This window comes from Tolypothrix sp. PCC 7601, assembly GCF_025677855.1.
In the GTDB taxonomy this organism is placed as follows: Bacteria; Cyanobacteriota; Cyanobacteriia; order Cyanobacteriales; family Nostocaceae; genus Aulosira; species Aulosira diplosiphon.
This window is the reverse complement of record NZ_CP064879.1, coordinates 6,152,647-6,171,146: the sequence shown is the minus strand read 5'-3', so window position 1 is coordinate 6,171,146 and position 18,500 is coordinate 6,152,647. Positions and strand designations below refer to the sequence as shown.

At 40.3% G+C, this 18,500-nt stretch carries 10 protein-coding genes; 2 read left to right on the top strand and 8 right to left on the bottom strand.

The window, feature by feature from the left end; genetic code table 11:
* Nucleotides 1-72: 72 nt before the first annotated feature.
* From ctaD to HG267_RS25265, 4 genes are read right to left on the bottom strand one after another with little or no spacing between them, the layout of a single operon-like run.
* Nucleotides 73-1,749: a cytochrome c oxidase subunit I gene (gene ctaD, locus HG267_RS25280; protein WP_045868520.1), complete on the bottom strand. Its 1,677-nt coding sequence runs from the start codon at nucleotides 1,747-1,749 to the stop codon at nucleotides 73-75.
* Nucleotides 1,750-1,792: 43 nt separating this feature from the next.
* The gene (locus tag HG267_RS25275) at nucleotides 1,793-2,689 is read right to left on the bottom strand and encodes a cytochrome c oxidase subunit II (RefSeq protein ID WP_045868519.1); all 897 of its coding nucleotides are present in this window, start codon (nucleotides 2,687-2,689) and stop codon (nucleotides 1,793-1,795) included.
* Nucleotides 2,686-3,291 (bottom strand): DUF2231 domain-containing protein, encoded by a 606-nt coding sequence (locus tag HG267_RS25270; protein ID WP_045868518.1) that lies wholly within the window; start codon nucleotides 3,289-3,291, stop codon nucleotides 2,686-2,688. The genes HG267_RS25275 and HG267_RS25270 overlap by 4 nt, the downstream gene beginning before the upstream one ends.
* Entirely contained in the window at nucleotides 3,288-3,788 is a 501-nt protein-coding gene (locus HG267_RS25265; RefSeq protein ID WP_045868517.1) for a DUF2231 domain-containing protein, read from the bottom strand. The genes HG267_RS25270 and HG267_RS25265 overlap by 4 nt, the downstream gene beginning before the upstream one ends.
* A 688-nt stretch (nucleotides 3,789-4,476) precedes the next feature.
* Between HG267_RS25265 and HG267_RS25260 the strand changes: the two genes are divergently transcribed.
* Both HG267_RS25260 and HG267_RS25255 read left to right on the top strand, forming a co-directional pair.
* A complete protein-coding gene (locus HG267_RS25260; protein ID WP_045868516.1) occupies nucleotides 4,477-4,896 on the top strand; it encodes a BlaI/MecI/CopY family transcriptional regulator in 420 nt (139 codons plus the stop codon).
* Entirely contained in the window at nucleotides 4,896-5,741 is an 846-nt protein-coding gene (locus HG267_RS25255; protein ID WP_096621864.1) for a M56 family metallopeptidase, read from the top strand. Before HG267_RS25260 ends, HG267_RS25255 begins: the two co-directional genes overlap by 1 nt.
* A gap of 239 nt (nucleotides 5,742-5,980) precedes the next feature.
* Here HG267_RS25255 and petJ read toward each other — a convergent pair whose 3' ends face one another.
* The 4 genes from petJ to HG267_RS25235 form a co-directional block, all read right to left on the bottom strand.
* Complete coding sequence (gene petJ, locus HG267_RS25250; protein WP_045868514.1) at nucleotides 5,981-6,316, bottom strand: cytochrome c6 PetJ; 336 nt, start codon at nucleotides 6,314-6,316, stop codon at nucleotides 5,981-5,983.
* A 137-nt stretch (nucleotides 6,317-6,453) separates the two neighbouring features.
* Nucleotides 6,454-10,638 (bottom strand): non-ribosomal peptide synthetase, encoded by a 4,185-nt coding sequence (locus HG267_RS25245; RefSeq protein WP_155539016.1) that lies wholly within the window; start codon nucleotides 10,636-10,638, stop codon nucleotides 6,454-6,456.
* A 172-nt stretch (nucleotides 10,639-10,810) separates the two neighbouring features.
* Nucleotides 10,811-18,154: a non-ribosomal peptide synthetase gene (locus tag HG267_RS25240; RefSeq protein WP_052335078.1), complete on the bottom strand. Its 7,344-nt coding sequence runs from the start codon at nucleotides 18,152-18,154 to the stop codon at nucleotides 10,811-10,813.
* Nucleotides 18,151-18,441, bottom strand: a complete 291-nt coding sequence (locus HG267_RS25235) for an acyl carrier protein (RefSeq protein WP_045868513.1) — start codon at nucleotides 18,439-18,441, stop codon at nucleotides 18,151-18,153. The genes HG267_RS25240 and HG267_RS25235 overlap by 4 nt, the downstream gene beginning before the upstream one ends.
* Nucleotides 18,442-18,500: the final 59 nt, after the last annotated feature.

The window sequence follows — 18,500 nt, the reverse complement described above, 5'->3', positions numbered from 1 at the left end:
TTGCTACAACGCGGGGAACCCGCGCAACGCACTGGCTCCTCTGCGTGAACTTTTCATCCAATAAATCAGCAGCTAATTCAAATCCTTAATTAACTCTTGCTTTTCCAGATTCGCCGTCAACGGTTCAGACTTCCCATACCCATAAGGTTCAGAAATCACCACAGGAATCTCCTCAAAATTCTCCACCGGCGGCGGAGAAGCCACCAGCCATTCCAACCCAATAGCCCGCCAAGGATTATCCGGTGCTTTCTCACCCTGTACCCAAGAACCAATCATGTTCAAAATAAAGGGTAATGTAGACATCCCCAACAAAAAGCCGCCAATACTAGCAATCACATTCCAAAAAGCATATTCTGGATCGTAAGAAGCCACCCTCCGCAACATCCCTTGTAAGCCTAATGGGTGCATAGGTAAAAAATTCAGGTTAGTACCGATGAATGATAACCAAAAATGCAGCTTACCCAAGCCTTCGTAGTACATCCGCCCAGTCATCTTGGGAAACCAATGATAAAATGCGGCAAACATCCCCATTGTCACAGTTCCATAGAGGACGTAATGAAAGTGACCTACAACGAAGTATGTATTATTGACGTGAATATCAATCGGTACGGAAGACAGCATAATGCCTGTGATACCAGCAAACACAAACATAATCAATCCACCCAAAGCAAACAGCATTGGTGTAGTTAGCCGCAGTTTACCTCCCCAAATTGTCGCTACCCAAGCAAATACCTTAATTCCCGTGGGGACGGAAACAAACATTGTGGAAATCATGAACACTATCCGCATCCAGGCTGGTGTACCACTGGCAAACATATGATGTACCCAGACAAAACCACTCACACCAGCAATCAAGAGTGAGGAAACGGCAACTACTTTATAGCCAAACAGAGGTTTACGGCTATAAACAGGGAATATTTCCGAAAAAATGCCAAATACAGGTAGTATAATTACGTAGACGGCAGGGTGTGAATAGAACCAGAAAAAGTGTTGAAAGAGAACTGCATTACCGCCCTTTGCCGGGTCAAAGAAGGCTGTACCAATACTAAGGTCGAGTAACAACATAACAGCCCCGGCTGTAAGTGCAGGTAAGCCAAATAGTTGGATAATCTGGGCGCTGAACACTGCCCAAACATAAGCGGGCATCCGAAAGAAGGTCATTCCTGGGGCGCGCATTTTGACAATTGTGGTGACAAAATTAACACCGCCCATAATCGAGGATACACCCGATATGGCTACAGCTATCAGCCAGAGAAATTGACCGTTAATGAGATTACCTGTAGGATTTTGCAGACTCACTGGGGGATAAGACCACCAACCTGCTTGGGCTGGGCCACCAGGTAGGAAGAAACTAGCCATCAGTATAATCCCGAACACTGGCACCATCCAGAAGGCTACGGCATTCAGGCGGGGAAATGCCATATCTCGCGCCCCAATCATTAAGGGGACAAGGTAGTTTGCTAGACCAACTAATACGGGGAAAGTCCACAGGAACAGCATAATTGTGCCGTGCATGGTGAACATGGCATTGTAAACGGTGCGGTCAACTAAGTCGGCTTCTGGGGTGATAAGTTCGCCGCGAATAATCATGGCGAAGATACCACCGATGAGGAAGAAGAGAAAGGAAGTGACTATATATTGGATACCGATGACTTTGTGGTCGGTGCTGAAGGTGAAGTAGGTTTTCCAGGTGGTGGGGGGGTGGTGTGGTTCGGCTATTTTGGGTTTTTCGATTTGGGTATTGGTCATAGGATTTTTCACGCAGAGGCGCAGAGGCGCAGAGAAATTGAGTTTAAGAGGGGAAGTTGACTAGAGGGGGTGGTGCGGGTATGACTGTGGGATAGCCACTGGTGAATGCGCCTTTGATTTTTTGGGTGTATTCGTTGGCGGCTTGATTGTTTGCGGGGGTGGGTTTTTGGGTTGCGGCTGTTTTTAGCCAGTGGTTGTAATCTTCTATGGATTGGACTACTACATCAGTTTGCATGGCTGCAAAGTAAGTACCGCTAAATTGGGAGTCGCGCAGTCGATATTTACCTGGGCGAATGGGGGTAAATTCAAAGTCGATGGTTTGTTTGGGTACTATGTCTTGTTTGAGTCGAAAGGCGGGAATGTAAAAGCCGTGGAGAACATCTGCTGATTGGAGTGCTAAACTAATGCGTCGATTAACTGGTAAATGTAATTCGGTGCTGGTAACGTTTTGATTGGGGTAGCGGAAAACCCAAGCCCATTGTTTGGCAAGGACTTCTATTTTTTCAATGGGTTCGGTTGTAGACTCCATTGTGGCTGCATGGGCTGATGCCATTGTATGTATGTGCATGGCTTCCATTGGCCCTTGAATCGCCATTTCTGCATAGATGTTGTAGCTGTAGGTAGCAATCCACAGCACCAGCAGAATGGGAATTGTTGTCCACACGACTTCTAGGGTGATATTCCCTTCAATTGGGGGGCCATCGCTGGTGTCATATTTACCTGCACGATGGAAAATTATGGAATAGGTGACTGTTCCAGTTACGCCCAGGAAAATGAAGGTTCCTAAAGATACTAAAAAGCTAAATAGTTCATCTATAAGTTTGGATTCGGCGGCGGCTTGGGGGGGAAACCAGGAATAGGCTTGTTGTCCCATCCAGAGGCTTGCACCTGTGAGAGCGATCGCACAGCCAATTAAAATCAAAATATTCCGAATTTTCATTTCAATACCGCATTAATATCTTTACCCAATTTCAGTAATTGATCTGCTGTATTATGTACGCCAAATTCTGCCGCCAGTTGCGCTCCTAATGTGCCGTGAACGAACATAATAAACATGATGAAGAACCCAGCCGCTAGATAACTCCACTGCACTTGTTGACTGCTATCTTTACGCCATAAATAACGCTGAAATCCTCTCCATACGGTCATGCCAATAATTAGTGCTAAGAGGAGGACACCACCGACACCATGCCACAGCATTGTCTCCATCGCTGGTAATCCCCAAGCACTTTTTAAATTTGTTGGTGCTTGTGCCAACATGATTTCGTAAAAGCCTGCACCCACTGTAAAAAAGGTGATGATGGCTGAAGCCAGCATATTGTACCAACCCACATCAAAGAAGCCGGTACGAGTGGCGGGAATGGCTAAAAATTTGAAGACTGGTTTTTCTAGAGGGAATAATACACCCACAACATCAAAGGCAATGGCGATGATAAATAAACCCAAGGTGAGATGGACTAAGTTGGGATGAATGGGAATAGTGTAAGGTAGTCCGTTTGCGCCTAGTTGCCCTTGCAATTGTTCAATTAGTTGGGTATTCATCGCAAAATACCTGCCTTCACAGCTTCTACAACTGGTACTGTGTGCAGTCCATACACCCACACCAATTCATCTCCCAAATACACTTGGAAGCACACCAAACAAGTTAAAAGTAGTCCCACACCCAGATAGGGAACTGGTACTTTTTCTGGGTCACGTAACCGAATGACGTAACGCCACCCTGTAATCGCAGCAATAATTCCTGAAAGCGACCAGCCAATGAGGGTATGTAAATTTAGGACTGGTTCAACTGCGTTGTAAGGTTCGGCTAAACCCGCTTCAATCTGACCAAAGATGATAGCAATAAAAATGGCTATGGTGGCGAAAAACATATTCCACCAACTGACTTCAAAAAGACGGGCGTTATGGCTAAAATAACCCACTACATCACAAAATACGGCAAACAATACCATCGCAATCACGAAGTGGACAACAATCGGATGAATGGTATCTGGGTAAGGTAAGTTGTGGTCGTTCAAAGGTGGAAGATATTCAAACATGGTCTTTTCCTGTGCAAATATCCTGCACTTAGTTAAACTTAACAAATATATTCTTCAAATAATGTCTTCAATAATGATTTATCTAGCTATTCTTTAACTTTTTTATAGATTTTTTAGTTTGACGAAATGTCAGAGATTAAAATGACAAACTGTCTTTTGACTTATTATTGTTTTACAGGATAAATTAAGTAGATTTATCCTTGGCTTCAATCCACAATCCCAAACCTAAAATTGTTTGACAGTCTGTCTTTTGACATTGATAAAAATATCACTATAGTATAGATAAACTACTTAATATTGATTTTAAATAATCTGGTATTAAGATGATTATTTGCTCAAAAAATATTGAATGTCTGGTAAGTTTTCTTAGTTGAGCCACAATCCACATATTCCTTAATTTATGGATAATTTGAGGTTTATTCAAGATTCTAATTACTCCCTTATCAGTGTAAAATTACCGGTGCGATTTCATCTCCCTTGCTGCCTAAACAGTGATTTTTAGGTGGTAAAAGAGTAGCTAAATGACGCTAAAAATCCCCTCCGACCTTAAGTCAGTCGGTGAGAAATGTCAAAAGACAAGTTGTCAGAGTTAACTCTGACAACTTGTCAAATTTATTGATGAAGTTTGCAGGCGAATTGATCATCAATAAATTATGGTTAATCTAGTTAAAATACACTAAAAATCAAAATGAATCCTCTGCCAAATTACCGTCCCAAACAACTAAAATTAGGCCCTTTAGAGGCAGAGATTTTAAACATTATTTACTCTCTGGGTACTGCCACAGTTAAAGATATACATGAGCATATTACTGCTGATCCAGAGCGGGAGTTAACTTATTCCTCAGTGGCCACAGTACTGCATCGCCTCACTAAGAAAGGGTGGCTAAAATCTGAGAAACAGCAACGTCAATATATCTGGCAACCTTTGATTTCTTATTCAGAAGCCCAGTCTTTAGAAGCTTATGAACAGTTACAGAGATTTCTCGAATTGGGTAAGCCGGAGATTGTAGCTGCTTTTGCTGACAGTCTGGATGAGGCCAGTGTGGCACAGTTTGAGGCGATCGCAAAAAAAATCCAAGCAGTTCGTGAACTCAGGGAGAAAGAATAATGCACCTGCTGATGGTAGTAATGGCGTTAATCCTAGCTTGGTACTTGAGAAGTCAGTGGTCATCCCCTATAGGAAGTTGGACGGAACGTTTTCCCCACGCCTTGTTGCTATTTCTCCTCCCGCCATTACTTCTATTAACCACAACATTTGCTGTGTTTTGCATGGGGCCTCATGGACATATTATGGTTTGGGGGTGGGAAGGTTGGGTTAGCTACGGACTGGCCATCAGTTTCTTAGGATTTGCAGGTGTCTTATGGCTAAAGTTGGTATGGGAGGGAAACCGGATGCTAAAACAAATTCGCACCTATCCCATAATTTATGTCTACGGTACACCAGCACGGTTACTAAATGCGCCTGTTGTTTATTGTGCTTTGGTTGGTTTTTGGAAACCTGAGTTAATTATCAGTCAGGGATTATTAGATACTTTAGATGTCCCCCATGTCAAAGCTGTACTAGCCCATGAAGATGGACATCGCCACTACCGCGATACCTATTGGTTTTTCTTTTTGGGGTGGCTACGTCAGTTAACCTCTTGGCTACCGCACACTGAAGCTTTATGGCAAGAGTTGTTACTTTTAAGGGAAATACGGGCTGATTATTGGGCTGCTAGACAAGTTGATAGTTTGTTATTAGCAGAAGCTTTACTATTGGTTGTCAATACGCCAATTTTACTAGAGTCAAATTTTTGTGCAGCTTTTGCCCAGCATATCTCAACCAATCATGTTATACAGAGAATAGATGCACTTTTGCAGCAACCAGATTCTATCGGACAGCCAAAACCTTGGTCTTGGGTATGGTTAATTTTGGTACTTGTGCCATTACTGGTGATTCCGTTTCATCATTAGAGGAATTAGGTGAGTATTTGAGTTCTTTGTGACAATAATTAGACAGTTTCAAGAAGTAACTCCATATTCCTTAGTCCTTGCGTCTATGGGGATTAGAGCAATTTCTGATAATGATGAGAGTTGTTGCTGTAAATTTTTCAGTAATAAGAAAGCTTTGTCATAGGTTGAGTAGATAAGGCACAGACCCTACCTACTATTTCTTAACTAGAGAACAACAGTCTTATTCTCGTATTCTGACTTTATTTCCAATCCTTGTCTGCTTGCCCCAACACATATGCTGCTACATCTTCAATTTGATTTGGTTTTAAACGACCTTTGAAAGCAGGCATAGCGTTTTTACCGTTTGTAACTTGAGTGATAATCGCTTCTGCCGAGTACATTCCAAACTTTTCTAAAGCATCTTTTTTCAAAGTTTTGTTAGCTTGAACCAAGTTCTTACCACCTGCGTGACAAGAAGCACAATTGGCACTAAAGATTTTAGCTCCACTAGCTGCGTCTGCTGCTAAAGCTGGATTATTGAAGGCAAAAGTGAAAATCGCTACACCTAGAAACAGCACTGAAATAATCTTTTTCATTCCATGTTCTCTCTGCAAAAAGTTTATTCGGCATAATATCCCAACTAATTTTCGTTTTTCATGGCTTGCGTCGTCAAATGACAGGCTGTCAAACTTTATGACTACCAGGCAAGCGTTTGAATTCTTCTGCTAGGTAATTAAATGTACTCTTGTAATTGCTGGGCAAGCGTTGTATTGCAGGGGGAAAGCATGATGGTAAAATGGTTGCCATCTAAGATTTTTGTGTGAGTTGCTTTGATAGTATATTGACTCCAATTGGTACGGGGTAATTTAGGTGTGAGTTGTTTTGCAGCCCACCAAATGCAGATTTGAGTTTTGATTTGTGGTGGTTGGTGTTTTTTTAAGATTTTTTGGTGAATTTCGGTTATTTCTAGTTGTTTTTGCAATATTTCCATAGATAATTCTGATAGTTCTATTGAAAGTAAATTTTGTGATTGTCCCCAATTCATGATTAATTGCAGACGTTCAATAGCAGTTAAATTCATGAGTTGTTCTCGTAGTTGTTGCTGTTGAACAGTATCTAGGCTCATCAAAGCATCAACAAAAGTACCACCAAACACTAATGCTAATTCATATAAAGGATCAGGTGTCAAAGTTGGTGTAATATCTGGAAATAAGAACGCGTCTACAAGTCCCAGAAAATCAACTTGACATCCTTGTTGTTCTAATTCTTTAGTAATACTAACGGCAATGACTCCACCCATAGACCAACCCATAAGATGATAAGCACCATCAGGTTGATGTTGGCGAATGATTTTGGCGTATTCTACAGCCATATTTTCAATGCTATTATGCTCATCCAGTGAGTTGTTAAGAGCGCGAGACTGGAGAGCGTACACAGGTTGATTTGTTCCTAAACAGTTGGCAAGATGTTGATACACCATGACTTGTCCCCCTGTGGGATGAATACAAAATAATGGTGGTTTAGTTCCTTGTGGTTGGATGGGAACTAAAGATATAGGTGTTGAGGAAGCGTGATGATTTTGGATCAGAAAATTTCCTAATTCGGCTACCGTTGGATAGTGAAAAAGTGTACTCAGAGGTATATTGGGGTGAAATTTTTGATTGATTTTGGAGATTAATTGTAGTGCTAAAAATGAATGTCCGCCTAATGCAAAGAAGTTGTCATAAATGCTGATTTGCGGAAGTTGAAATAATTCCTTCCAACTTGTAATTAATATTTCTTCTACTTGGTTACGAGGCGGGGTAAAAGTTTGTGTTAATTCTGGTTGCGTACCTTCAGGAATAGGTAGGGCTTGACGATCTACTTTACCATTTGCGGTGAGGGGGAAAGATGCTAACAACATGAAAGTAGAGGGAATCATGTATGCTGGTAATTTAGTTTGGAGAAAAGAACGTATTTCTTGCGTGGTGATGTTTGACTCTGGTTTGGGAACAATGTAAGCGATTATTTGTTGTGTTTTTTGTACTGTTGTCACGACAACTTCTTTAACGCTGGGATGCTGTTGTAATGTGGCTTCAATTTCACCGAGTTCAATACGATAACCATTGATTTTAACTTGAAAATCTTCTCGACCTAAAAATTCAATATTCCCATCGGGTAAATAGCGTCCCAAGTCGCCTGTTTTATATAATTTCTCTTTGGTAACTGGATGAATAACGAAACTAGCATTTGTCTTTTCTTCATCTTTCCAGTAACCTTTGGCTAATCCCATTCCGCCAATATATAATTCTCCTGTCACCCAAACAGGACATTTCTTGAGAGATGTATTTAAAACATAAATATATTGATTTTTAAGTGGTTTTCCGTAGGGAATACTTTTCCAGTTGGGGTCAACTTGGGTAATTGGATAATAAATTGACCAGATGGCGGCTTCTGTTGCTCCTCCTAAACTAATGATTTCAGCTTGTGGAGATAATGCTTGGATTTGATTGGGTAAATTTAGGGATATCCAATCACCACTCAATAAAACTAATCTCAGAGTATTAAATGTAACTTGAGAATGATGGAAATTATACTCAATTAACATCTGCATGAAAGCTGGAACTGAGTTCCAAATTGTAATTTGATGTTTGGTAATTAATTCACTCCAATGAGATGGATCTTTACTGTTTGCAGCATCAGGAATGACTATGGTTCCTCCTGCGGCTAAGGTGCCGAAGATGTCGTAAACTGAGAGGTCAAAGCTGAAAGCAGAAATAGCTAAGATGCGATCGCCTGAATCGATCCCAAAGCGTTCGTTAATATCTAAAATCGTGTTGACTGCACTTTCATGAGTAATCATCACGCCTTTGGGTGTTCCTGTAGAACCAGAGGTGTAGATGATATAGGCTAAGTCTGTGGGTTTGGGGATTTGCTGGTATGGCTGGTGAGATGGTGGAGTTGGTAATGAATCTATACACAAAGTCGGGATGTTCTGTGGATATTCCAGACTATGAACAAGGCTACTTTCCGTCAGTATGAGTTTGACTTCTGCTTGTTGTAAGCAGTACCATATACGTTCCTGTGGTAATCCTGGATCGATGGGGACATAGATACCACCAGCAGCAAGGATAGCCAAAGCAGCAACAACCTGTTTCCAACCTTTTTCCATAATGATAGCGATTGCCTCCGGCACAGCGCTCCGCGCTATCGCTACCTGAGAACGATCGCCTAATTGTCGTGCTAATTCAGTGACGCGATCGCTTAACTCTTGATAGGTGAGAATGCGATCGCTGCTAATTACAGCTTGTTGTTGTGGACGTTGAGATACTTGTGCAAAAAATAAAGTGTGGAGTAAAGCTGTTTGCGGGATTGGTGGATGAGGATGAATTGGGATTGATGGTAATAATTCTATGGGTTCTGTCCACAATTCATCTTCTAGGGATAAACGCTCCAGCAAATTGCAGTAAACTGTAAACATTTCATCCAACATTCCCATAGGGAAAAGTGCTTCTACAGCATCCCAATTAAAAATTAAGCTTCCATTGTGTTCTGCAACTTGATGTTCTAGGGAAACTTGCGGGGTTTGGCTAATACCATACACCACTTCTCCTAAAAAGTTATATTCTAAATCTGCTTGAGAAAAATTACCCAAACCTAACACACTACTAAATACTATAGGCATAGCTGCGGTCAATTCTGTTTGCTTTTGACTGAGCAATTTCCGCAGTACTTCTACTCCACTAATATAAATATGATCTAAATCTTGGAGTAATTGTTGCTGAATTTTTAGAGCTAGATTTATAAATGTATTCGGTGATGAATTGTCTATTGCTAAGAGATTTGTATTAGTAAAATCGCCAATAATTTGATTAATTTGTGGATGGAGTGGTAGACGTTCCAAGACAGTTAAGTTGAGAGTAAAGGCAGGATTTTTACTCCACAAAGTTAAAACTTCTGCAAAAGCAGTTAGCAAGATGATAGAAGGAGTTAAACCAGCTTTTTGAGCTCGCTGTTTTAATTTTTGCCATATATGGGGTTCTAGTTTTCCTGCGTAGCGGTTGAATGTATACTCTTTTAATTCACTAGGAAAACAAGCTAGGGGTAGTTCTGGTGCTGGTGGTAGAGTATCTAAACGATTAAACCAATAAGTTTGCGATCGCTTGACTAATTCTGAGTCTTGGAGAGAATTTTTAGCAATGACATAATCTCGAAATGATAGTTCTAATGGTGGTAATGATAATTCGGGATTTTGATAAAGTTGATTCCATTCGTGAAATAAAATCCGAATACTCGCAGCATCTATCAGTAATAAATCCATGCTGAGATGTAGCCGAATTTGTTGTTGATTTAAATAAGTGGCTCGAATATCAAACCACGGCCATTGGTGCGAAGGTAGGTTTTGTTGAGATAACTTTTCGCGGATTGCTGTTAATTCGATTTCGATTTGTGGGGTTTCTAATTCTTGCAAGTCTAGGATAGTAATTTGATAATCGGGAACTTTATCTAAGATTTTTTGTTCTCCTGTGGGTAATACTATCGCCTTGAGCATATCATGACGTTGAATGAGTTTTTGCCAAGCTGTTGTTAGGCGCGATATGTCTAAGTTAGTAGTTTCAAATTCTATGTAAACATGATTGCTGACATGGCTTAATTCAAATACTTGATTGCGTCCTAACCAATGCGCTTGTTGGATGTCGGTAAGTGTAAATGGTTGGTGATGTTGCTGAGGATTTGGTTTGATGATTGGTAGGGAGGTTGTTTTGATGTTGTTGAGGTTTAGGAGTTTGATCAGTTCTGGTTTATGTTCTTTGAGGGAATCGCGTAGTTCTGGTGTTAATGTTCCTTTTGGTGCTTCGATGTTTAATAGATCATTTTCTAGCCAGAGTTTGATTCCTCGTTTTTCGAGTTCGATTAAAAGTTGGTTTTTGTTCATCATGTTTTTGTTCAAAGATTTTTTTCACGCAGAGGCGCAGAGGCGCAGAGAAGAGAACAGGGAGGAAGACTTTTGTCAGAGGTCTAATATACTGTTGGCGTTGCTATTCAATAATCAACTCTTCTCAACTCTTACTCTCTGCGTCTCTGCGTCTCTGCGTGAGCTATCAATACATTCAAATTTGGATGATTTCTTTATCGTCGTCTTGTTCTGTGGTTAGGGGTTTTTGTGTGATTTTGGCGATAATTAATTGTTCGTCAATGGCTAATGCCAGTTGTTGAATATTTGTTGTTTCCACTAATAATTGGCGCATGGGAATGTTAACTTGGGATTGATTTTGTAAGTGATTTTTCAACTGCACGAGTTTGAGCGAATCTATTCCTAATTCAAAGAAATTATTCTGTATTCCCACTACTTCAATTTGCAGCAGTTGTTGGATGAATTCGGCGATTGTTTTTTCGGTTTGGGTTTGCGGAGGAACTAAGGTTGCTGATGTGGCTGTTGCGAGATTGGGAGTTGGTAAGGCTTTTCTATCTATTTTTCCGTTGGGGGTTAGGGGTAAGGTGTCAATGAGAATATATTCAGCAGGTCTCATATATTGTGGAAGTTTCTGCTGTAGATATTCTCGGAATTGGGTAGTATTTGATTTGGTAGTTTGAGGATTTTTAACTAATGACCATTGCTGAGAATCTGTTGGGTCTATTTTTCCACCAACAAAGCTATAAAGGAGAATTTGATTGGCTTCTAGTTGAAATAAATCTTGAATTTGGGGAAATTCTAAATAGCCAAGGGGACAAAGACCAATTTCTTGAGTCGGTGCGCTGTTCATGAGTAATTGTCCGATGTGTCCTGCTTCTAAAAGACAGAAGTCTCTGGCGAGTTCTCCATACATCGGTGCGATCGCACTTAGTTTCCCAATCAAATATATCGTAAAGGCGGATTGTTCAAAAAGTACTTGATTCTCAAGGTAAATGCTACTATCTATTTCGTTGGTGCTGTGGAGTAAGATTAAATTGTGGTGGCTGGGATGATAATAATATATTCCTGCGGGAAGGGTTTCGATGCTGTTGGGTTTGATGAATAAGTAAGTTTGTACGGGATAAAGGCTTCCAGCAGAAGGATAGCGATATTTGGGGAGGGGATAATCACCAAATTGCTTTTGCTGGAGACAGTTGAGAAATTTGCTAAATTGTTCTAAGGATATCTGTTGCGGTAAAAATTGTCTGTAACTTTGGCGTTCTAGATAAGCTGTTGGCTCAAGTTCAGATTTGGGTAAGTTAATAGCAATTGGGGATGATTCTGATTTGCGGATTCCTGGTTGTTGGAGTTTAAATTCGATGCGTTCTCCAGCATCGGTTAATACTCCTGGTTGTTGAGTTGGTTGGTAAGCTTCTCCTAAATTGGGATTTGGTGTATTGCTAACGATATAAGCAACTAATTGTTGTGTTTGTTCTACTGTGGTGACTACTGCTTCTTTAACGGTGGAATGCTGTTTTAATATTGCTTCAATTTCACCAAGTTCAATGCGATAACCGTTGATTTTGACTTGAAAATCTTCTCTTCCTAAAAACTCTATATTTCCATCGGGTAAATAGCGTCCCAAGTCCCCTGTTTTATATAATTTTTCTTTGGTAACTGGATGAGTAATAAAGCTGGCGTTTGTTTTTTGTGCGTCTTTCCAGTAACCTTTTGCTAATCCTATACCGCCAATATATAGTTGTCCCGTCACCCAAACAGGAGTTTGCTGCAAATTATGATTGAATACATATACTTGTTGATTATCGAGTGGTTTGCCGTAGGGAATACTTTTCCAGGTAGGATCTACTTGGGTAATTGGATAGTAAATTGACCAAATTGAAGCTTCTGTTGCTCCTCCCAAACTCACTACTTGGATGCTTGACCACAATTTTTGGATTTGATTTGGTAAATTGAGAGGTAGCCAATCTCCACTCAACAAAGCTAAACGCAGAGATGAAGGTTGTTGTGGTTGGTTGGCGAGATATTCTACCAACATTTGCATCAAAGCTGGAACTGAGTTCCACAGAGTAATTTGCTGAGATACTATTAACTCTAACCAGTGTGCGGGATCTTTGGTTTTATCTGCTGAGGGAATAACTATTGTTCCTCCCGCCGCTAACATACCGAAGATGTCGTAAACTGAGAGGTCGAAGTTTAATGCTGATAAAGCTAAGATGCGATCGCCTGATTTAATTCCAAAACGTCGATTAATATCCAAAATGGTATTTACCGCACCCCGATGATCAATCATCACGCCTTTGGGTAAACCAGTGGAACCGGAAGTGTAGATAATATAAGCTAAATCTTCGGGAGTTTGGACTAGTTTGATATCTTTCTCATCTTGTGTGAGTTGGCTTTCCACACATACTTGTTCAACACCTGATGGCAAAGATAGGTGAAGATGAGGTTGAGTGACAATTAATTTAACTTGTCCTTGGGTGAGTAAATACCATTGTCGTTCTGCTGGTAATTCGGAATCAATGGGAAGATAAGCCGCACCGGCGATTAAAATTCCTAGTACAGCGACAACTTGCTCCCAACCTTTTTCCATGATAATGGCGATTGCCTCTGGCACAGCGCTCCGCGCTATCGCATTGTCGCTACTTGCTCCCAATTCTCGCAGTTGAGATGCTAATTGCAGAGCCCGTTGGTATAATTCCTGATAAGTGAGGGTACGCTCTGGAGTAATGACTGCTAGAGAATCAGCTTGAATTTGCACTTGCTTGATAAACAAACTGTGCAAAGTTTCCTCAGAAATGGCTGCGGTGGGATAATTTGCAATTGTGAGTTTTTGTAATTCTCCCTGACTTTCGCTCCAAATGGTATCTGAGGTAATTAATCGTTGAAGCAAATCGCAGTAAGCAGCAAACATTTCATCTAGCAAACCTGGGGGGAAAAGTTCTTCCACCGCATCCCAATTAAATATTAAAGTTCCATTTTGCTCTCTAATTTGATTATCTAACCAAACTTGTGGGGTTTGACTGATACTGTAAACAATCTCGCCTAACTGACTTAATATTGATGTATCCTGACCGAGTGATTCTAAACCCAGGGTACTAGTAAATACCACCGGCATAAATTGGTAACTTTGGCGTTGACGGCTAAGTTCTCGCTGTACTTGCAAACCACTGATATAACCGTGATCTAAATCTTGCCACAGTTGTTGCTGTAATTGTTGAGCGTGGTTGCTAAAGCTTTGAGGAATTGAGAAATCAACTTCTAAAAGTGTCAAAGATGTAAAGTCTCCGACAATCTCATTGACTTGGGGATGTAAAGGTAAACGCTTAAATAAGGTGAGATTAATCGTAAACTTGGGATTTCTGCTCCATTGACTGAGAATTTCTGCAAAAGCAGCTAACAAAACTCCCGAAGGAGTTAAGTTAAATTGTTGAGCGCGATTTTGTAATTTGCGCCATTGTTCTGGCGAAAGTTGGGAACTGCGACGTTGAAACCGAGGATTGGCGATTCCATTGGGATTTTTTGCTAATGGTAATTCTGGTGCTGGTGGTAAGCTATCTAATCGATGAAACCAATATTCTTGAGAACGTTGATATTGGGGTGTATTTTTTAAAGTTGCTTCCCCCAGCACATAATCGCGGAAGGAAAGTTCTAAGGATGGTAAGACAAATTCAGAACTATTATATAGATGTAACCACTCCCGCATCAGCAAAAACACACTCCAAGCATCAGCAATCAACGCATCAAAACTGAGGTGGAGTCTGGTACGCTGTTCATCTATAGGTGTAGCTCGAATTCTAAATAAAGGCCATTGTTCCGCAGGTAAAACTTCATGGGACATTTGCTCACGCATCACCTCTAAATCTTGCAAATCCAAAACTTCGATTTCATAAGCCGGTACTGTTGGGAGAATTTGCTGTTGACCATCTGCTAAAATAACAGCACGCAACATATCGTGACGCAAAATGAGTTTTTGCCAAGCTTGATTTAATCTTGTTAAATCTAAATAATGACAATCTAATTCTAAATAACCATGAGCAGCAATATTCCCCAATTCAAAAGCTTCATTGCGTCCTAGCCAATAAGCTTGTTGAATGTCGGTTAGGGGAAAAGGTTGATATAGCTGTTGTGGATTTGGGACAATTGTTGGTAAATTAAATGAAGATTCTGTCTTTGTTGAAGATGTGACTGCTTCACTCAATCCAGCCACCGTAGGAGATGCTAACAAAGAGCGTAACGGTAACTCAATATTTAAGGTTTGTTGTAATCGAGAAATTACTTGAGTCGCAAGTAGGGAATGTCCCCCCAATTCAAAAAAATTATCGTGAATGCCTACTTGTGTGAGTCCCAAAACAGCAGCGATAATATTAGCGATCGCTTCTTCGGTTGCGGTGCGTGGTGGAACAAACTCTATTTCTCGACTCTGTTCCATATCTGGAATTGGTAAAGCACGCCGATCTATTTTACCGTTGGGGGTTAAAGGTAAAGTTTCCAGAATGGCGATCGCACTTGGAATCATATAATCAGGTAACTTCTGTTTGAGAAAGTTACGCAATTCACTAATTGTTAATGATTGCTGTCCAGAAACAATATATGCAACTATAGATTTATTTTCTGTTTGCAGTTCTCGAACCATTACCACTGCTGCTTGAACTTGGGGGTGACTACTCAAAACCGCTTCAATTTCCCCTAATTCAATTCGGAAACCCCGAATCTTCACTTGGTCGTCCATGCGACCGAGTAATTCAATATTACCATCAGGAAGATAACGCGCTAAATCTCCCGTTTTGTACAAAATAAAGTTGTGGTGAGAATAGGAGATAAATTTCTCTTTGGTTAAATCAGGACGATTTAAATAACCTTGAGCCAAACCAGCACCACCAATATATAATTCACCCGCAACCCCAACAGGAACTAATTGTAAATATCGATCTAAAATATAAACTTGTGTGTTTGCAAATGGACGGCCAATAGGAACCAACCCAGTTCCTAATTTCCCCATCCCCAATTCAAAATACGTGCTATCAATACAAGCTTCCGTTACCCCATAGGAATTAATCAAACGTGTCTGTTCGCCACAAAAACGCTGAAATTCTTGATATTCTTGCACATACAAGCTATCTGAACCGACTATCAACAATTTCATAAAGTGGAGATTTTGCTGAGTTCTTTGCAAATACTCAACCAAGTTTCTCAACACAGCTGGAACAAACTCCGCGCTATCAATTTTCTCCACAAGCATTATTTTATACAGCTTGTCCGGTTCTAACAGCCACTCACGCGGACATAAAACCAACTTAGCACCACTACAAAGAGCGCGAATTACATCCCCTGAAAACACATCAAAAGCAAAACTCGCCATTTGCAAATGACTAGTCACAGACTGGAGTTGATAAGCTTTTTCCCAAGCATAAAACGCATTTACCAAACTACGATGAGCGATCGCCACTCCTTTAGATTTACCTGTAGAACCTGATGTGTAAATCACGTATGCTAAATTTTTAGCAGTAGTATTAATGACTAAATTATCTTCACTTTCTTGGGAAATATCTAGCCAATCTTGATCTAAACAAACTACAGTTAAATCCTCTATTGGTAAACTCGTGACTAATTTTTGTTGCGTCAGCAATATCGATACTTGGGAATCACCCAGCATAAAATTCAAGCGTTCTTCGGGATACGCAGGATCTAAAGGTAGATAAGCTCCTCCTGCTTTGAGAACTGCCAATAATGCAACAATCATTTCTAGGGAACGTTCCACACAAATTCCCACCAGTTTATTTTCACCTATTCCCAAGGAACGCAGGTAGCGTGCTAGTTGATTGGCTTTGCTGTTTAATTGTTGATAGGTTAGTTGTAGAGACGTTTCATGAAACGTCTCTACATTTGGAAATACCACCGCAACCGCGTTTGGTTGCTGCTTCACACAGTTCTCAAACAACTGATGAATGACTATATCTTGGGGATACTCGACTTGATTGTTGTTCCAATTCCACAACAAATGATTTGTTTCAGCTTCCGTTAGCAGAGGTAAAAAAGCAATTTGTTGTTGGGGATTAGCAATAATTCCTGTGAGTAAAGTTTGAAAATGATTCGCTATCCTGGTAATTGTCGTAGCATCAAATAAATCGCTGTTGTATCTTAAAATACCAATTAATGATTCAGTCGTCTCCATCATATCGAACACTAAATCATTCTGTCCTTCCTGCTGGGGAATCACAAAAGGTTCTAAAGTTAACCCTCCCCAATTTTCTCGAACTTTAGTTTTATTAGATACAGATAATTCATAATCTTGGGCAATTTCACTGAGCTTTAACAAATTAAAAGAAACGCGAAACAAACCAGGAAGACTTGGATCGCGGTTGAGTTGCGATCGCTCAATTAGTAAAGTAGAAGGATAATCTTGATGAGCGATCGCATCTAATACAGTCTGGCGGACTTGAGTTAAAAGCTGAGAAAATGTGGGATTACCAGCCAAATTCACCCGCAAAGCCAGCATATTCACGAAAAAACCCACAGTTTCCGCAAATTGCGGCTGACTTCTCCCCTCAATAGGCGCACCCACAATGATATCTTCCTGACCAGACAAGCGGTAAAGCAACACTTGAAAGGCGGTTAACAAAGTCATGTAAAGAGTTGCGCCTTGAGCTTTCGCCATTTCTCGTAGCTGAAAAGTCAACTCTTGATTCAACTCAAAAGTATGGGAAGCTCCCCTATAGCTTTGAATAGGTGGTCGTGGTCGGTCTGTTGGTAATTTTAAAATGGGTAACTCACCCGCTAATTGTTCACGCCAGTAATTCCATAATTCATCGCCCACAGAACTTGCTAGAATATTTCTCTGCCACTGTACAAAGTCTTGATATTGGTACTTAATAGCAGGTAAAGATATGACTCGACCTGTATTTTCTGCTTCGTAGAGTAAACGCAACTCATCAAGAATAATTCCCAAAGAAAAACCATCAATCACAATGTGATGTATGGTTAGTAATATGACATAATTATCTTCAGAACAAGTAAATAAATTTACCCGGAATAAATTACCTTTTTCCAAATCAAAGGGACACTGATATGCTGCGATGACTTCGCTTTTCAACTCATCTTCATTCCAAATTGAAGCGTCAATATTTTCAAAATCAACTTCTTGGTATTCATGAATTTGTTGAAAAGGTTCGCCATCCTTTTGTGCAAATGTTGTGCGGAGAGTCGGATGACGATTTACTAACTGTTGAAACGCTCGTTGTAAAGCCGGGATATTTAAATGAGAGCGGATGCGAGCTGTAAAAGCCACATTATAAGCTGCACTTGTGGGTGCAAGTTTATACAAAAACCATAACCCTTGCTGACCATAAGTCAGAGGATAGGATTTAGAAGTACGAAACCCTTGGCGCAGCAAATCGATAATTTCTGTTTTATGCTGCTTAATTTGATTTAAAACTGTAGAAGTTAATCCTTCTTTGCGACCGCGATAACGCAATTTATCATCTTCAACCCACAATTCTATATTCTGTTGCGAGAGTTGTGTGAGAAACTCAACTAAATTCATAATTCTCCTTCCAACCACTCATCGTCATCTATTTTTGATTCAGCATTTGCACTCAATTCATCGACCAATATTGCCAAACTTGCAACATTAGTATCCTCTAAAAACTTTACTGCTGGAACATCTACTGACAACTCTTTTCTAAACTTATTTCTCAGTTTGACAGCAATTAATGAATCAAGCCCTAAATAATTTAAAGACATTTCCACATCCAAATCAGATGTCTCTATCCCAATTACCTTAGCGATTTCCTCTTGAATGTAAGTTGTAAAAAATGCAATCTTCGACATACTAATTCAGCAAAATTTTGCGTTATATTCTTTGCGTCTCTGCGCCTCTGCGTGAAAAA